This window comes from Vibrio vulnificus CMCP6 (genome assembly GCF_000039765.1).
GTDB classification, from domain to species: Bacteria; Pseudomonadota; Gammaproteobacteria; order Enterobacterales; family Vibrionaceae; genus Vibrio; species Vibrio vulnificus_B.
This window is the reverse complement of the sequence record NC_004460.2, coordinates 894,820-910,587: the sequence shown is the minus strand read 5'-3', so window position 1 is coordinate 910,587 and position 15,768 is coordinate 894,820. Positions and strand designations below refer to the sequence as shown.

The window sequence follows — 15,768 nt, the reverse complement described above, 5'->3', positions numbered from 1 at the left end:
ATCAGAAGCGTTTTTATAGCAATTAGTTTCTCTATATCGACTAGAGAGAATGACTACAGTTCGACGGTCTCTTTGATGTCGGAAACCATCTTTTCCGTTGCAGAAATACCTGAGATTGAGAGATACCAAGCGTCTAGATCAAGTAAGGTGATTCGTTTGTTTTTGTAAGCGTTGGTGGCTTTGACCAGATCGTTGTCAAGATACTGTTCTTCAACTTGATTGCCTTTTCCTGAGAGCTTATCACCGTCAATCACCAATAGCGTACTTGGGTTGGCTTTATTAATGTACTCGTAAGAGATGATATCACCGTGGTTGTTGGTCTTAACGTTAGAGGAACTTTCCTTAAAACCAAAATCTTCGTAAACCGAAGCAAAGCGGGATTGCGAGCCAAACGTCGTGATATTGCCGCCGGATGTCATGATGGTGAGCGCATCCACTTGGTTTTTCTCGTTGTATTGTTTGATGGCGGCAAACTCTTCATTGAGCTGACTAATCTTCTGCTCAATCTTTTGTTGGGCGTTGAAAATTTCGCCCATATTACGCCATTGTTTTTGTGTGCTCTGCCAGTAGCCTTGCTTGAGATCGGCACTGAACACGATGGTCGGGGCAATTTCCGATAGCTCTTTGTATTTGGACGTCGCACGAGGACCAATGATGATCAAGTCTGGTTTTTGGCTGTAGATGGTTTCAAAATCTGGCTCAAATAAGCTGCCCGCCGAGGCGTATTTCGCATCCTGAAACTTATCGAGATATTGTGGCATTATTGGCGCTTTCGCAACGGCAACGGGCTCGATGCCAAGATAATCCAGAGCGTCTAAGGCCCCATGACCAATAACAACAACACGCTTTGGTGCATCTGAAATTTTAGTGCTCCCCATGTAATGCTCGATCACAAGATCTTTCGCCATTGCACCACCAGAAATCAGGGTGCTGACCAACATAACGCTTAATTTTAGTTTCATTTTTTTGTCCTATTGAAAAGGCTATTTCGAACAAATAGCCCATGTCCGTGGTGCTTTAGGCAAGTGCCTTTGCGTTGAAAATGATGGTTTGCCAAGAGCTGAACGTTGGTGAGTTCATCAGTTGGGCAAAGTTGACTTCGATACCCACTTGGCGAAGGCGACCAGTGAGGCGCATTAAACTGATGGAGTCGAGGCCCAGTTCAATCAGGTTAGTGTCGGACTGAATTTCAGCTTCGCTGACTCGCAGTAACTCGCTGAGCGTGGCAAGCAAATCAAACTCTTTTAGAGGTTCTGACAAAATAATTTCCTTTCATTTTTCGTGACTTATTGCCGATTTTCTTTGCGGCTAAGTGTAGGAATTAACCATATCATTACTTGATTGATCTGTTCAAATGATTATTATTACCATTTGCATTTGGTGTTATTAATATCACTGATTTGCGTATTGGTTTGGGTTACTCATGCCTAGTGCTACGGCCAGTAATCCAAATAGGAGTGACCTTAAAGAAAGGCAAGGATAGATATGGTCGTCGCGACAACCGAAACACCAAAGCAGATACTCGATGGCTTTGTGCGTAAACCTAGTATTCAACGTGAACAATATCAGGCTGCAAATTTGTGGCGCAATTTGCCGCTGTGGCAAATTCTTCATCAGGGAGTAGAGCGTCACCCTGATAGGATAGCGGTGACCGATAACCACACTTCACTGAGCTATCTCGAGTTGGCCAATCATGTGGATAGGATCGCTGCTGGGTTGCGAGAAGAAGGGCTTGTGTGTGGTGACAGTGTTGTCTTGCAGCTAGCCAATACACTCGATTTTCTCGTCGTGTTTTTTGCTCTTCAGCGCCTTGGTGTGGTTCCCGTACTGGCATTACCTGCACACGGTTTGGTCGAAATTCGCCACTTTATGCAACTCTCTGAGGCAAAAGTGTACATCGGCTCCAATCATGAAAAGGATGACAAAGCGTTGGCGATTGCCACTCAGTTGCAAGCGGAACTATCAGTGTCCATACGCTGCTATATCAGCGGGCATTTTGGTCAATTTTCGCCGTTGCCAGAGTGTGACGCTGGCGATTTTACACCAGCGATGGTAGACCCAGAACACCCGGCACTTTTCCTCGTTTCTGGAGGCACGACAGGGCTACCCAAACTTATCCCCCGAACTCACAATGATTATCTGTTTAATGTTGAGCAATGTGCGAAAGCCAGTGAAATCAGCGCGCAGGATGTGTATTTGGCGGTGTTGCCTGCGGCACACAATTTTACCTTGGGCTGTCCTGGGATCTTAGGGGTGTTGAATGCTGGCGGCAAAGTGGTTTTGACCACCAACCCAAGCCCAGATTATTGTTTTGAACTTATTGAAAAACAGTGTATTACCGCAACGGCGTTGGTGCCTGCATTGGCGCAGCTGTGGACGGAGGCAACTCAATGGGAGTCGACGGATCGTTCGAGTTTGCGTTTGATGCAAGTCGGTGGTTCCAAGCTTGCCTATAGCGATGCGCTGGAAATGCAAAACGCCTTTCCAAACGCGTTGCAGCAAGTTTTTGGTATGGCGGAAGGTTTGATTGCGTGTACCCGTTTGGGCGACGACAAAGAAATTATTGCAACAAGGCAAGGTCGTCCTGTCAGCGAATGGGACGAGGTCCTCGTTGTGGATGATCAAGGCAAGCCAGTTGCGATTGGAGAGGAAGGGGAACTGCTGACCCGAGGGCCTTACACGCTTAGCGGATATTACCGTGCGCCAGAGCATAATCTGCGGGCGTTTACGGATGAAGGGTATTATCGCAGTGGCGATCGCGTGGTCGTCGATGCCAACGGTTACTTCACGGTCACTGGACGGATAAAGGATGTGATCATTCGTGCTGGCGAAAACATTGCTGCTGATGAGTTAGAAGAGCTCTTATTGTCGCATCCACAAATTGCCCAAGTAGCGGTGTTTCCCCTGCCAGATGCTCATTTAGGTGAAAAAATCGCCGTCGCCGCCGTCATTCGAGGTCCCGAAATTATGTTGCGAGACATTCGGCAATTTCTCCAAACCAAAGAGATCGCCGCATTCAAACTTCCTGATGAACTGTTTGCGGTCAAATCGTTGCCAAAAACGGCCGTAGGTAAAATCGACAAGAAGCGCATTTTAAGCACCATTCTGCCGTGATGGTTCTACAACCTATTGGTCGAAAAAGAAAAACACGACGAGGGTAGGTGGCCGTATGGTAAAGAAATGGTTGTGTGCGGTTGTATAATCATTGTTAATGATATACATTCTCATTTATGTTTTGTGTGGTTTCGAAGTGAACAACCACTGAAATAACCTGTTTGTCTGTGCCAACCGCTGCGAGGCGGACGCACATAAAGCAAGGAATTCAATCGAAAGGAAATAACCGTGGCATCGTTGAAGAAACCAGAAGCGTGTGAAAGCCTCAATGATATTCGACTGGGAATCGACACTCTTGATAAAGAGATTGTCCATATCCTCTCTCAGAGAATGGGATACGTGAAAGCTGCCGCACAATTTAAACCCGATGAGAAAAGCATACCTGCCCCTGAGCGAGTGGCGTCCATGCTGGAAGAACGCCGGCATTGGGCTAATGAACAGGGGTTATCAGAAGAGTATGTGGAAGCACTTTTTGACAACATTATCCAATGGTACATCAGTCAGCAGATCCAGCATTGGCGCAGCCAAAAAGGCCTTGCGCCAGTGAGCCAAGATTAGCTTATCACTCGTAAAAACGACGCTAACCGTCATGCTTCGTCTGTGAGTGGCGCGTAATCGAACCGCCACCATCATGACAAACAAAATGAAAGGATTATCAACATGGGAATCCCCAAAATTGCTGGCTATCCGTTGCCAACCCCCGCTGAGTTTCCAGATAACAGAACGGGCTGGACAATCGATCCCGACCAGGCCGTACTTTTGATCCACGATATGCAAGAATATTTCGTCAACTATTATCAGCCAGATTCATCGCCAGTTGTTGACATCATTCAACATATTCAACGCTTAAAAGCCGCAGCGAAAAAAGCGGGCATTCCCGTTATCTATACGGCGCAGCCTGCTAACCAACATCCGACAGACCGAGCGCTGCTCACTGATTTCTGGGGGCCGGGCCTGAATGGCGATCATGTACCTATCGTTGAAGCGCTCAGCCCGGAAGAGGGTGACATTGAATACGTCAAATGGCGTTACAGCGCATTTAAGAAAACCCCATTGCTCGAGTTTATGCGCGCGCAAGGGAAAAGCCAGCTCATCATTTCTGGGATTTATGGCCATATCGGCATACTTTCGACCACGTTAGACGCCTTCATGCTGGACATCCAGCCGTTTGTGATTGGTGATGCTATTGCGGATTTTACTCGAGAAGATCATTTGCGGACCTTGGAATACGTGGCCAGTCGTAGTGGCAGCGTAAAGCGTCTCGATGAGGCATTAGATGAAATCCGTTCGCAAAAGCCGCTAACGCTGGAACAGATCCAGCAGGACGTTGCGACGAGCTTAGGAATACAACCAGACGAGGTTGATCTTGATGAGGATTTAATGTTCGTTGGCTTGGACTCGATGCGGGCGATGGTGTTGGTGGAAAAATGGCATCAACAGGGTGAGAACATTTCGTTTGGTCAATTGATGGAAGCGGCTTCGCTTAGAGAGTGGTGGCTGGTGATTGAACAAGCGAGAAATGAAGAACAAACCATGGCCGTCGCCTAAGTGTGAAGGTCAAAGATAACAACGTCAGCTAGGCAAAAATAACAAAAAAGATTAGGTGAAAGAATGAGTGACAGCCCAGAGCGCGTCTATCCAATGTTACTGGATTTTGTACGCAAAGAAACCATCTCAAAAAACTTACTCCGAGTAACGTTAACCGGAGAGGATTTAATCGGCTTCCCGGAAGACCAAAATGGTTCGCACATCAAAGTGTTTTTCCCCAACCAAGCAAGTGGCATTCTCCAGTTGCCGGTGCGAGAAGGGGACAACGTCATTTGGCCTGAACACAAACCCGTTCCGAGAGCTTACTCGGTCAGACAATATCGTGCGGCGGTGAATGAGCTGGACATCGATTTTGTGACGCATGGGGAGGAGACTCCGGGCGGTGGTTGGGCACTAAAGGCAGACATCGGCTCGCAGATTGGTTTAATTGGGCCAGCAGGACCTGACCCGCTCATTGAACCCGCGGATTGGCATATAATCGCAGGTGATCTCTCGGCGGTGCCTGCGATTAGTGCCATCTTGGAAAAGTTGCCCAGTGACGCCAAAGGCTATGTGTTTATTGAGGTGGATGAGATTGAAGATATCCACGATCTTGTTCATCCAGAAGAGATGGCCATCAATTGGTTGATGCGCAATCCTCATGATGCCGAGCCCGCATTAGCTAAGGCGATTAAGCAACTACCCTCCCCAGAGAAAGCGACCTCGCTGTCTGCTTTTATCGCGGGTGAAAACCAGAGTGTGATCAACTGCCGTAAGATCTTGCGCAATGACTATCAGATCGCGCGTGACAAGCTCTACGCGATTCCTTACTGGAAAAGAGGTAAGACGGAAGAAGCGTATCACGATGAACGTCATGATGTGATGGATGCAGTGTATTAGTCCACTGCCGTTGTTCATCGATAGCGCCTCGAAACAGAAGAAAGCCGATTTCATTAAAATCGGCTTTCTTTTTATTCCGTTTTTTTATTCCGTTCTGTTCACGACTTACTTTTCGCTACTAAGCACTCAAACCAAGCTGGGCGTAAGATTCACGCAAGCGTTTCTTGTCGATCTTTCCTACGGATGTTTTGGGCAGAGCATCGGCAAATTGGATCACATCGGGGATCTTATAGTCCGCTAACCCTTTGCTGCGTAAGTAGCGTTTTAGTTCCGTTCCTGTGATATTGAGATGACGTTTGGTGACGATCACTGCGCAGCTTCGCTCACCCAACAAGCGGTCGGGAATGGCAATCAGCGCCACATCATGAATCGCACTGTGGCCCAGCAAATGATTCTCCACTTCTTCTGCCGCGATTTTTTCACCGCCACGATTGATCTGATCTTTGTCTCGGCCTGTGACGATGATATTGCCTTGCTCTGTTATCTTCACAATATCGCCAGTGCGATAAAAACCGTTGTGAGTGAACGAACGCTGATTGTGCTCCGGTGCTCGGTAGTAGCCGCGAATCGTATAAGGCCCTTGGGTAAGGAGAAAACCTTCTTCTCCGCAGGCAACCTCTTCACCGGCTTCATTGACTACTTTTACTTGATCATGGGCGGATATGGGCCGACCTTGCGTTTCGATGATCACCTCCAGCGGATCGTCCAGGCGAGTATAATTCACTAGCCCTTCTGCCATGCCGAACACTTGTTGAAGCTGGCAATTGAGTGCTTTTGGCAAAGCTTTTGCCGCACTTTGGCTCAACTTAGCACCACCAACTTGGATTAACTGTAAGCTCGATAAGTTGTAGCGTGCGTGTGGCGCCGCATCCATCCACAGCAAAGCTAACGGGGGAACCAGAGCCGATACGGTTACTTTGTGACGTTCAATCAGAGGAAATGCCGCTTTGGGCGTTGGGTCTTGCGTCAGGACAACGGTGCCACCAGCGAAAAATACTCCAAGCGAACCTGGGGAACTGAGCGGAAAATTGTGCGCAGCGGGTAGCGCGCAAAGATAGCGTGTGTACTCATTAAAACCACAGATGGCGTTACTGCCGACCACACTGTAAGCATAATCATTGTGCGTACGTGGGATCAATTTGGGAGTGCCCGTCGTCCCGCCGGAAAGTTGAAAAAAGGCAACCTGACTTGCGTTACTGACAGGGGCCAGTTCTCGTTCATCGCGAAAGTCGTCAAATGAGATGAAATGAGATTGCAGCAGCTCGGAGTGATTGGCTCTGACGATGACATGGCGCAAACATGGGTGCTCTTTGAGAAGTTTTTCGGCCAGCGTTTGGTAGTCAAAACCACGAGTTTGGCCATCGATCAGATACGCTTTGGCTTGGGCATGTTGGCAGAAGTAGCTAATCTCAGCGTGACGATGGGCAGGTAACGCCAATATTGGGCGAATGCCTTGATGAATCAACGCAAAGTAACTGACATAGAACTCGGCGATATTGGTCATCTGCAGAATCACGTTATCGCCTTCAGCGAGGCCCAGCGAGCGAAACCCATTGGCAGCCGCATGGATTTTTCGCTCAAGCTCAGCGTATGTGATGCTTTGTTGACGGCATACAATAGCAATATTGGTCGGGTAGCGAATAATGGATTGCTTGAGATACTGATAGAGCGTTTTATCTTGCCATAAGCCAAGGCGGCGATAATCGTCCGCCATCTGCTCTGGCCATGGAGTGAAATCAGATTGTACAGAGTTCATGCCGATACCTTATGCCGTTAACATTTCGTTCAGTTGAATCCCTGCGGCTTTTAAGATGGTGTTCATTTTGGCCCCTGTTTCATCAAGCTCACTTTGAGGTTGCGACTCGTTGACGATGCCCGCTCCAGCAAACACCTTCATCCGACGCGGCTGCACTTCTGCGCAGCGAATCGTCACAACCCACTCCCCATTTCCACGTGAATCGCACCATCCAACCATGCCGGTAAAATAACCGCGATCAAACTGTTCCAATCTTTTGATCGCTTCATAGGCTTTCTCGCGAGGGTAGCCACAGACCGCTGGGGTGGGATGCAGCTCCGCAGCCACTTGCAACACATTGATGGCGGGATCCAACACTTGTCCTTCGAGTTGTGTAGAAAGATGCAGCATCGTTTGGGTCTCGATCACCGACGGAACCATCGGCGTGTACAAATTGCAGCAATACTTGCTCATGACGCGCTCAACTTCTTCCACCACCAAGCCGTGTTCATGGAGATCCTTGCCCGTATTGAGCAGCGATTGAATGGACGCCTGATTTTGTTGCTCAGACTCTGAGCGTGGTCTTGAACCGGCCAGCGGATTGGAAATCAGGTGGCTGCCTTTTTTGGCTACAAGCAGCTCTGGGCTGGCTCCCATCAACTTTTGGTTGTCGCCAATTTGCGCAGCAAAGGTGTAGCCTTTAGCGTTAATGGAGAGCAAGTTTCTCAGTAAGGCTTGCTGTTGAATGTCGGTTTCTGTCGCCACTTCTATAGCACGAGACAGTACGACTTTCGAGAGTTCCTGATTGGCAAACATCCCTAAGAGATCATGCACCCCCTGCTTATAGTGGTGGCCACTTGGCGAAGAAATAAGACGAGCTTGTGGTGCTGAGGAGGCGGACGTGTGCGAAGCTCGGGTGCTACTGGAGATGTACAACGTCTTTGGAATAACAAATCGAGTCATGTTTTCTTGATTAAATGGCACAACACCAAACAAAACCGGATTGTCTGATTCGCTAGTTTTGGCATTTTTGAGCATGTTATTCGCCACATCAGCCAATTCAGAAAATGGCAAGGTTTGAAGACGCTCTTCTTGAACGCCGATGCCCATCATAGTGTTATTTGGAGAAGCGAAGAAAAATGGCGACGATGATAGTTCGTTATCCAACAGTTCGTTTGCCATTTTGGTATAGCCAATCACTTCACGTTTCATAACAGATCCCTCTAGATATTTCGATCGTGGTATACGAAAGAGTGCTCTTTTAGCGGCGCAATGTGCGGATAAAGGAGTGCACTCTTTTCCCAACTGAATCAACTTTGCGGTGGTGGCGACGGACTGATCTCAATGCCATAGACTCGTTATGTTTGTGAGTCGGCATGTTTGTCTGGCCTGCAATGTCATCGGTTGGGTATAGGTTGCTTATTCAGTGGAGTAAGATTACAGTTATCACGATTTAAATGCTAACGATAATAATTATCATTAATATCTAAGTTTGTTTTTGTGCATTAAATCACGAATTTATAGCATGGGTGCAGATATCCATGACGGGATAAGTGAACACAGATTAAAGAGATAACGTTTTTATGTTTAACCAATTTCTTGAAAAACAAACTGTTTTTCTGACTGGTGCGGCGAAAGGTATTGGTTTCAGTGTGATGCAGCATCTACTTGAAGCGGGGGCTCGAGTGGTCGCCACGGACATCGATGAAGTGCGACTCAAGACAGACAGTGACGCATTGAAGAACCGCTATCGCGAGCAGTTATTTTGCTATCACTTGGATCTTTCTCAGCCGGAGTCTGTTGCTCGTCGTGTGGCGCAAATGATTGAACAACATGGCCAGTTTGATCACCTCGTATGTTGTGCCGGCGTATTGCATCTTGGCTCCATTACGAGCATGCCTCTGGCGCAAATTGAGCACACTTTCAATGTGAACACGTTTGGTACCTTGGCGGTGATGCAGGCCTTGGCAGAAGGAATGAAAGCACGACGCTCAGGCAGTATGGTGATTGTCGGTTCTAATGCGGCCAATACACCTCGTCCAAATATGGGGGCTTATGGGGCATCTAAGGCGGCGTTGCACATGCTGGTTAAATCGATGGGAATGGAGTTGGCGGAATATGGAGTACGCTGCAATATTGTCAGCCCCGGTTCAACACGCACAGACATGCAGATGCAATTGTGGTCGGAAGAATACGGTGAACCTCAAGTCATTGCAGGGAATTTAGAGCAATTTCGTTTGGGGATTCCGTTAAGAAAAATGGCTGAGCCACAAGACATCGCACGGTCGGTACTGTTTTTACTTTCCGAGCACGCAGGGCACATTACCTTGCACGATCTCAGAGTTGACGGTGGTGCGACATTGGATAATTAATAACTTGCTGAAGCAAAAGAAGAGGAATGGTGGATGGTAACCATTCCTTTGATATGCTTGCTAGGTTGCTAGGTTGCTAGGTTGCTAGGTTGCTAGGTTGCTAGGTTGCTAGGTTGCTAGGTTGCTAGGTTGCTAGTTTTCTAGTTTTCTAGTTTTCTAGTTTTCTAGTTTGCTAGTCCCTAGTCCCTAGTCCCTAGTCCCTAGTCCCTAGTCCCTAGTCCCACTGGTGATTTAGGCAACGGTGGAAAAGCGCTCCGTCATCACGACATTCACCGCTTCCGCAAAAATATTGAGAATACTTTCCGTCTCTTCCCACCCCAAACATTCATCAGTAATCGACATGCCTTTGACCAACGGACGATCGGTGATCTTTTGCGCGCCTGCTACCAAGAAGCTCTCCGCCATCACGCCTGCAATGCATTTTTCTCCTTCGATCAACTGACAGGCGATGTTTCTCGCCACATCGAGTTGGTTCTTTGCCACTTTCAGGCTATTGCCATGGCTGCAATCAATGATCAGGCGCGGGTTAAGATCGTTGGCTTCCAGTTGTTGGCTGATTTGGCAAACATGCTCGGTGGTGTAGTTTGGCGTTTTGCCACCTCGCAAAATGATATGGCCATTGGGGTTACCATGACTGATGGCTGTGAGAGTACGTGCCCCAAATCCTGGCACACAGATGAGATGGGGTGAGTTTGCCGCGTGTATCGCGTCGATAGCAATATCAACATTGCCGTCGGTCCCGTTTTTGAAACCAATAGGACAGGGAAGCGCCGAGGCCATTTGACGGTGAATTTGAGATTCAGTTGTCCTCGCGCCAATGGCACCCCAGCAAATGAGGTCAGAAATATAGGGGTAAGTCGTGGTGTCTAAATACTCGGTTGCCGTCGCAAGGCCAAGCTTGATGACTTGCTGTAAGAATTGTCGAGCAAGCCGCAGACCTTTATTAATGTCGTGGCTGTTATCGAGATCGGGATCGACGATCAGCCCTTTCCATCCTGCGCGTGTGCGCGGTTTTTCAAAGTAAGTTCGCATCACAATCAGAAGTTGCTTTTCATGCTGATGCTGAATGTTGGCCAGTTTCTGCGCATATTCTAGGCCTGCTTGCGGGTCGTGAATTGAACATGGGCCGATGATCACCAGTAATCGAGGGTCTTGGCCATTCAGAATTCGAGTGATGTCTTGGCGACGTTGTCGGATAAACGCTTCGCTCTCTTCGTCCAGTGAGGCGTGTTGAATGATCTCTTCCACAGAAGGGAGTGTTCCACAAGGAGTGGAGTGAATCAATTTGCTGAGCGTAGGCATGTTTCCCCCTGAGCCATATCGGTAACTGAGTTGTAAAAATAAATAATGTTAATGATAATTATTATCGTTAATGTCGGAATTATTAAGAAAGAGGAATCGATATGTCAAGCCGAAATCTTGCTCAAGTCACCCTATGCTAACCAGTAAAATCAACAAGATGAACTGACATTCTTTCACTACAAGCCTCGTTGTTTGGCATTTTAATTACTTTACATGTAAATGATAATGATTATTATTAATGTAAATTTGGGTGGCGAAATGCTATCAAATTGTGCGCCGACAGACGACAGACCGACAGGCGAAGTGAATGGACTATGTTTGGATTTTAACATGAAAGAAATGACGGCAATGCAGGCCGCTTATTGGTTAGGAAGGCAAAAAGGCAATGCGATGGAAGGCTTGGCTGCCCATCTCTATGCCGAGTTCGATGGACGAGATTTAAATCGTGAAGCGTTATCAATGGCGGTGCGGGCACTGTATGCGAAGCATCCCATGTTACGGTTAGCGATCACTGCCGAGGGGCAACAACACATTCTCCCTCTATCTGCTTGTCACCAACTAACGGTGGAAGACATTGCGCGCTATTCCAAACCAGAGGTCGAGCAGTTCTTGCATAACAAGCGAGAGCGAATGAGCCACCAAATCTTGGATTTGAATCAAAGCAGCCCCATCGAGATCAGTGTGACCTTGCTCGCCAATAATGAGCATCGATTGCACATTGATGCGGATATGATTGCGTGCGATGCGCAGAGTTTCCGAATTGTGGTCGAAGAGTTAGCGCGACTTTACCTGTCTGCACAAGAATCCGATTTAGTCATGAGCGAAGAGCCTCAGATAACCTATTTTCATTACCTTGACCATCAGCAAGCGGATCGCTATTTAGCGCAGCGCAAGGCCAGCGATAAACAGTGGTGGCAAGCGCGTCTATCATCATTGCCCCCTGAGCCTCCCTTGCCCTATTTGTCCCACCAGGATAACGAAGCTCGTCCACAAACTCAGCGCTTGGCGCATCAGTTTACCCATCAAGAGCGTGTTGCGTTAGAGGCGTTGGCGAAAGAGCACCATCTCACGTTAACACAGCTATTTCTTGCTCTGTTTTCGCAAGTGATCGCCACTGGTGCGCGTGAACATCGTTTCCGATTAAATGTCCCGACTTTTCATCGTGGTATTTATGATCCCCAGATAGAGCAGGCTGTGGGCGATTTTTCCAACCTACTGATCTTCAGTGCTCACGTTGACAAAACGCAGACGCTGCTGTCGCATTGCCGCCAAGTGGCGAACCAACTGAACCTGTTGCTGAGTCATGAAACATACTCAGGTGTGCAGGTGATGCGTGATTTGTCACGCTTGGCGGGTCAGGTGCAACGCTCGCCCGTGGTGTTTACTTCCGGTATGGATATCGACGGTGGTGAGCTCTTTTCTCAGCAAGTGACGGACAGTTTAGGCCGGATGAATTGGGTGATTTCGCAAGGAGCACAAGTCACGCTAGATGCGCAGATTGCCCCTGCTTATGGCGGCATTTTAGCTAACTGGGATATTCGTTCGGATCTTTTGGAGCAAGAGGTGATTGAGTCCATGTTTGCTCATTACGTTGCGTTGATTCGCCGCCTTGCGACGTTCCCACAAATCATGCATCAGACGCTCGAACAGCTAGACGCGGCATTGGGGCAATCCGAGTCGAAAAATATAGCGGCGACACCATTGAGCAACTTGCAGAAATCGTATTTGTTAGGGCGTTCAACTCAAATTGCCTTAGGTGGCGTTGCGATGCATGAGTTTCGCGAATATCGCGGCAATTTAGCAACCGAGACGGTGCGAGAAAATCTCACCCGCTTGGTTGAACAGCTCCCGGCGTTGAGGACGCACATCGACCAAGATAAATTGCTGCAGTTTGTTTCTCCCATCATTGAACTCAATTTAAAAACGTTTGATTTTCAGCATCTTTCTCGTGAAAAAGCACTTTTAGCGGTGGAGCCACTTCGCGAGCACTATCGCCATAAAATGCACGATTTAAGCGGTTCGCCTTGGGAGGTGTGTGTCGTTCAATTGCCCCCAGAGTACGCCAGTCGAATAAACACCATTATTTTCACCAGTTTTGATGCCCTGATTGTTGATGGGCGCAGTCATTCGATCATTCTCGCAACGCTGCTTGGTCAGCAAGAAGATGGCATTCAAGATTTGCTGCCCCCTCGCTCACCAAAGCGTCAAGGGCCCGTCATCGATACGGCGAAACGAGCGCAAGACGAACGCTATTGGCAAGAAAAATTGCATCGTGACTGCTTGCCCCCGGCATTGCCTTGGAAACAACCGCTGGAGACCATCCGCACTTCTCGTTATGCGCGAGAAAGCTTGCAAATTCGCCGTGCTGAGCTGCAACAACTGACCCTGCTTGGGGCGGAAAATGGTTTGTTCGTCAACTCATTGTTGACCGCCGCCATCGTACAAGTGTTGGCCTGCTGGACAACCGAAAATGGTATGCGAATTGGTTTTCCGGTGGTGATACCGCAGCAAGATGAGTTGGCGGGCAATGAATCGACTTTTGTGATTTTGGAGCATGAAAAATCGGACGCCTCTGTGCTGAGTCAAGCTCTTGATTTGCAATCGGATATGCTTGAAGCGCTGGAACACCTCGATTTCTCGGGGGTGGACGTAAACCGCCTATTGATGAATGGCTCTTCACCCGCATTAGCATTGCCCGTGGTGATCACTAATGGCTTATCGTGGCAGACGCTCAAAGAAACCGACGATGTGGCGCTCTTTTCTGGGGTGACTCAGACACCGCAAATGGCATTGGACATTCGACTGACGTACGATGAGCAGAAAAATCTCATCGTCAGCTTCGATTACGCGGTGGATGCGCTGGAGACAAACGTTGTGTGCGATATTCTTAATGCGCTCAAAACGTTGTTGCAACAACTGTCTGAATCCCAGCAAGGACTCTTACCGTCATCGTCTTTTCTTGATCTTTCCCACTATCGCCTCAATAGCGATGAAACTCAGCGTGACCCTTCGGATTTCTTGTCGCACATTGCGCGTCAACTGTTTGATGAAGCCAATGAAAAAACGGCGATCATTTGTGGTGAAAACACGGTCTCGTATGCAGAATTGGGCTCGAAAGTCGCTTGTGTGATAGGCCAGCTTAATGTCAGAGGGTTGCAACAAGGCAGTGTGGTGGCTATCTGTCTTCCACGAAGTGTGGAGCACTTGGTGATGACGTTGGCATGCTCACTGTCGGGCATGGTATGGGTGCCCATTGATGCATCCTCACCTCATGACCGTTTGGCTTATCTGCTCAGTAATTGCAATGCAGAACTGGTGGTCACGCAACACGGTGACGTTGTGGCGTCGGTTGCCTTCTCAGAGCTCCTCAGCCCCATCGCAAGTGAGGCTCCGTTGCCGAGTGATGAACAGTTATCGTGCTTAAGTCAAAGCACCCAAACGGCCTACTATCTGTATACCTCGGGCACCACTGGCAAACCGAAATGCGTGGTGGTCAATAATCAAGCGACGTCCAATGTCATTGGTCAAACCTGCCGTGAGTGGTCGATTTCGTCGCAGGATGTGATCATGTCCGTGACACCGTATCACCACGATATGTCGGTGTTTGACGTGTTTGCGGCTTTTAGCTCCGGGGCGACGCTGGTGCTTCCAGGAGCCGATGGTGAAAAAGATGCGCTGAAATGGAACCAATTGATTGAGCAGCATAAGGTGACGATTTGGGTGTCGGTGCCAGCGATTTTGGAAATGCTGCTTTCTTGCACGCAAGGCTCGCAACTGCAATCGTTGCGTTTGGTTGCCCAAGGGGGCGACTACATTAAGCCTGCGACCATTGCTCAACTGCGCGCACTGGAGAGTTCGATCCGTTTGATTTCGCTTGGCGGACCGACAGAAACCACCATTTGGAGTATTTGGCATGAGCTGACGGATGCGGATGTGTCGACCATTCCTTATGGACGGCCACTGCCCGGGAATCGCTATTTCATTTTGGATGAGAGGCAGCAGCATGTGCCTCAAGGGGTGGTCGGGCGCATTTACACCGTCGGGGTCAACTTAGCACAAGGCTATTTAGAGAATGGTGAGCTGAAGCAGACGGATTTTGTCACCATCAATGATGATCGTGGCGAGCCTGTACGCGCGTTTCGAACCGGTGACCAAGGTTACTACCGACAAGATGGCAACATCATTTTTGCTAGCCGAGTGAATGGTTACGTCAAAGTTCGTGGGGTGCGAGTCTCTTTGCCGGATATCGAAAAAGAGCTGTTGAAGCATCCTTTGATCGCCAATGCGGTTGTCGTCGATTATCTCGATGGCAATGGGGACAGTGCTTTGGCGGCGCTCTTTACTCTGAATTCAGATAAGCCGCTGACTGCTCAGCAACTGCGCCAGTTTGCTCAGCAATGTTTGCCTCAATCGCACATCCCAACCCACTTTATGCCGATGACCATTTTGCCTCTTTCCGCCAATGGCAAAGTGGATAGAAAGCAGTGTCAAGCGCGAGTGGTTGCCTCCTTACTGCCGAGCGAATCCGGAACACATGCCGAGCGTGAAAAAGGGGAAGTGCTGAAGCCAACTCTACTTGCACAGATTGAACAGATTTATCGCCAAGTGATCGCGACAGATGAGGTCTTCGATGATGCGCAAGAGTTGGCATTTTTGTCGAGGGGATTACTTCCATCTCACCTTGTCAGCATTGCTTCACTTTTGAATCAACGCTTTGCTAGCCAGTTGAGCGCCTCGCAGTTGGTTCGCTGTCAATCTGCGCAACAGGTTGCGGCTTTACTCGCATAGCCAGCCCTAATTTATTAACCGATTTTATCG

At 48.5% G+C, this 15,768-nt stretch carries 11 protein-coding genes; 6 read left to right on the top strand and 5 right to left on the bottom strand.

Going from position 1 to position 15,768, the window contains the following annotated elements; genetic code table 11:
* Nucleotides 1–53 precede the first annotated feature (53 nt).
* The gene (locus VV1_RS19030) at nucleotides 54–962 is read right to left on the bottom strand and encodes a siderophore ABC transporter substrate-binding protein (RefSeq protein WP_011081759.1); all 909 of its coding nucleotides are present in this window, start codon (nucleotides 960–962) and stop codon (nucleotides 54–56) included.
* A 55-nt stretch (nucleotides 963–1,017) separates the two neighbouring features.
* On the bottom strand, nucleotides 1,018–1,260 hold the full coding sequence (locus tag VV1_RS19025; RefSeq protein WP_011081758.1) for a phosphopantetheine-binding protein: 243 nt from the start codon (nucleotides 1,258–1,260) through the stop codon (nucleotides 1,018–1,020).
* A 225-nt stretch (nucleotides 1,261–1,485) separates the two neighbouring features.
* Between VV1_RS19025 and VV1_RS19020 the strand changes: the two genes are divergently transcribed.
* From VV1_RS19020 to VV1_RS19005, 4 genes are all read left to right on the top strand, one after another.
* A complete protein-coding gene (locus VV1_RS19020) occupies nucleotides 1,486–3,114 on the top strand; it encodes a (2,3-dihydroxybenzoyl)adenylate synthase (protein WP_011081757.1) in 1,629 nt (542 codons plus the stop codon).
* 228 nt (nucleotides 3,115–3,342) lie between these two features.
* On the top strand, nucleotides 3,343–3,672 hold the full coding sequence (locus VV1_RS19015; protein WP_011081756.1) for an isochorismate lyase: 330 nt from the start codon (nucleotides 3,343–3,345) through the stop codon (nucleotides 3,670–3,672).
* 102 nt (nucleotides 3,673–3,774) lie between these two features.
* Complete coding sequence (locus tag VV1_RS19010; protein WP_011081755.1) at nucleotides 3,775–4,662, top strand: isochorismatase; 888 nt, start codon at nucleotides 3,775–3,777, stop codon at nucleotides 4,660–4,662.
* A 63-nt stretch (nucleotides 4,663–4,725) separates the two neighbouring features.
* Nucleotides 4,726–5,541 (top strand): siderophore-interacting protein, encoded by an 816-nt coding sequence (locus VV1_RS19005; RefSeq protein ID WP_011081754.1) that lies wholly within the window; start codon nucleotides 4,726–4,728, stop codon nucleotides 5,539–5,541.
* A 118-nt stretch (nucleotides 5,542–5,659) separates the two neighbouring features.
* On the opposite strand, the gene VV1_RS19000 is transcribed toward VV1_RS19005, so the two are convergent.
* The gene (locus VV1_RS19000) at nucleotides 5,660–7,297 is read right to left on the bottom strand and encodes a (2,3-dihydroxybenzoyl)adenylate synthase (protein WP_011081753.1); all 1,638 of its coding nucleotides are present in this window, start codon (nucleotides 7,295–7,297) and stop codon (nucleotides 5,660–5,662) included.
* Between the two features lie 9 nt (nucleotides 7,298–7,306).
* Entirely contained in the window at nucleotides 7,307–8,488 is a 1,182-nt protein-coding gene (locus VV1_RS18995) for an isochorismate synthase (RefSeq protein WP_011081752.1), read from the bottom strand.
* A 371-nt stretch (nucleotides 8,489–8,859) separates the two neighbouring features.
* Here VV1_RS18995 and VV1_RS18990 point away from each other — a divergent pair, with 371 nt between their 5' ends.
* Nucleotides 8,860–9,648, top strand: coding sequence for a 2,3-dihydro-2,3-dihydroxybenzoate dehydrogenase (locus VV1_RS18990; protein ID WP_011081751.1), 789 nt, complete (start codon nucleotides 8,860–8,862; stop codon nucleotides 9,646–9,648).
* 231 nt (nucleotides 9,649–9,879) lie between these two features.
* Here the strand turns inward: VV1_RS18990 and VV1_RS18985 are convergent, their stop codons facing one another.
* Nucleotides 9,880–10,950, bottom strand: coding sequence for a 3-deoxy-7-phosphoheptulonate synthase (locus VV1_RS18985; RefSeq protein ID WP_011081750.1), 1,071 nt, complete (start codon nucleotides 10,948–10,950; stop codon nucleotides 9,880–9,882).
* Between the two features lie 318 nt (nucleotides 10,951–11,268).
* Here VV1_RS18985 and VV1_RS18980 point away from each other — a divergent pair, with 318 nt between their 5' ends.
* A complete protein-coding gene (locus tag VV1_RS18980; protein WP_341825554.1) occupies nucleotides 11,269–15,738 on the top strand; it encodes an amino acid adenylation domain-containing protein in 4,470 nt (1,489 codons plus the stop codon).
* The last annotated feature ends 30 nt before the right edge of the window (nucleotides 15,739–15,768 follow it).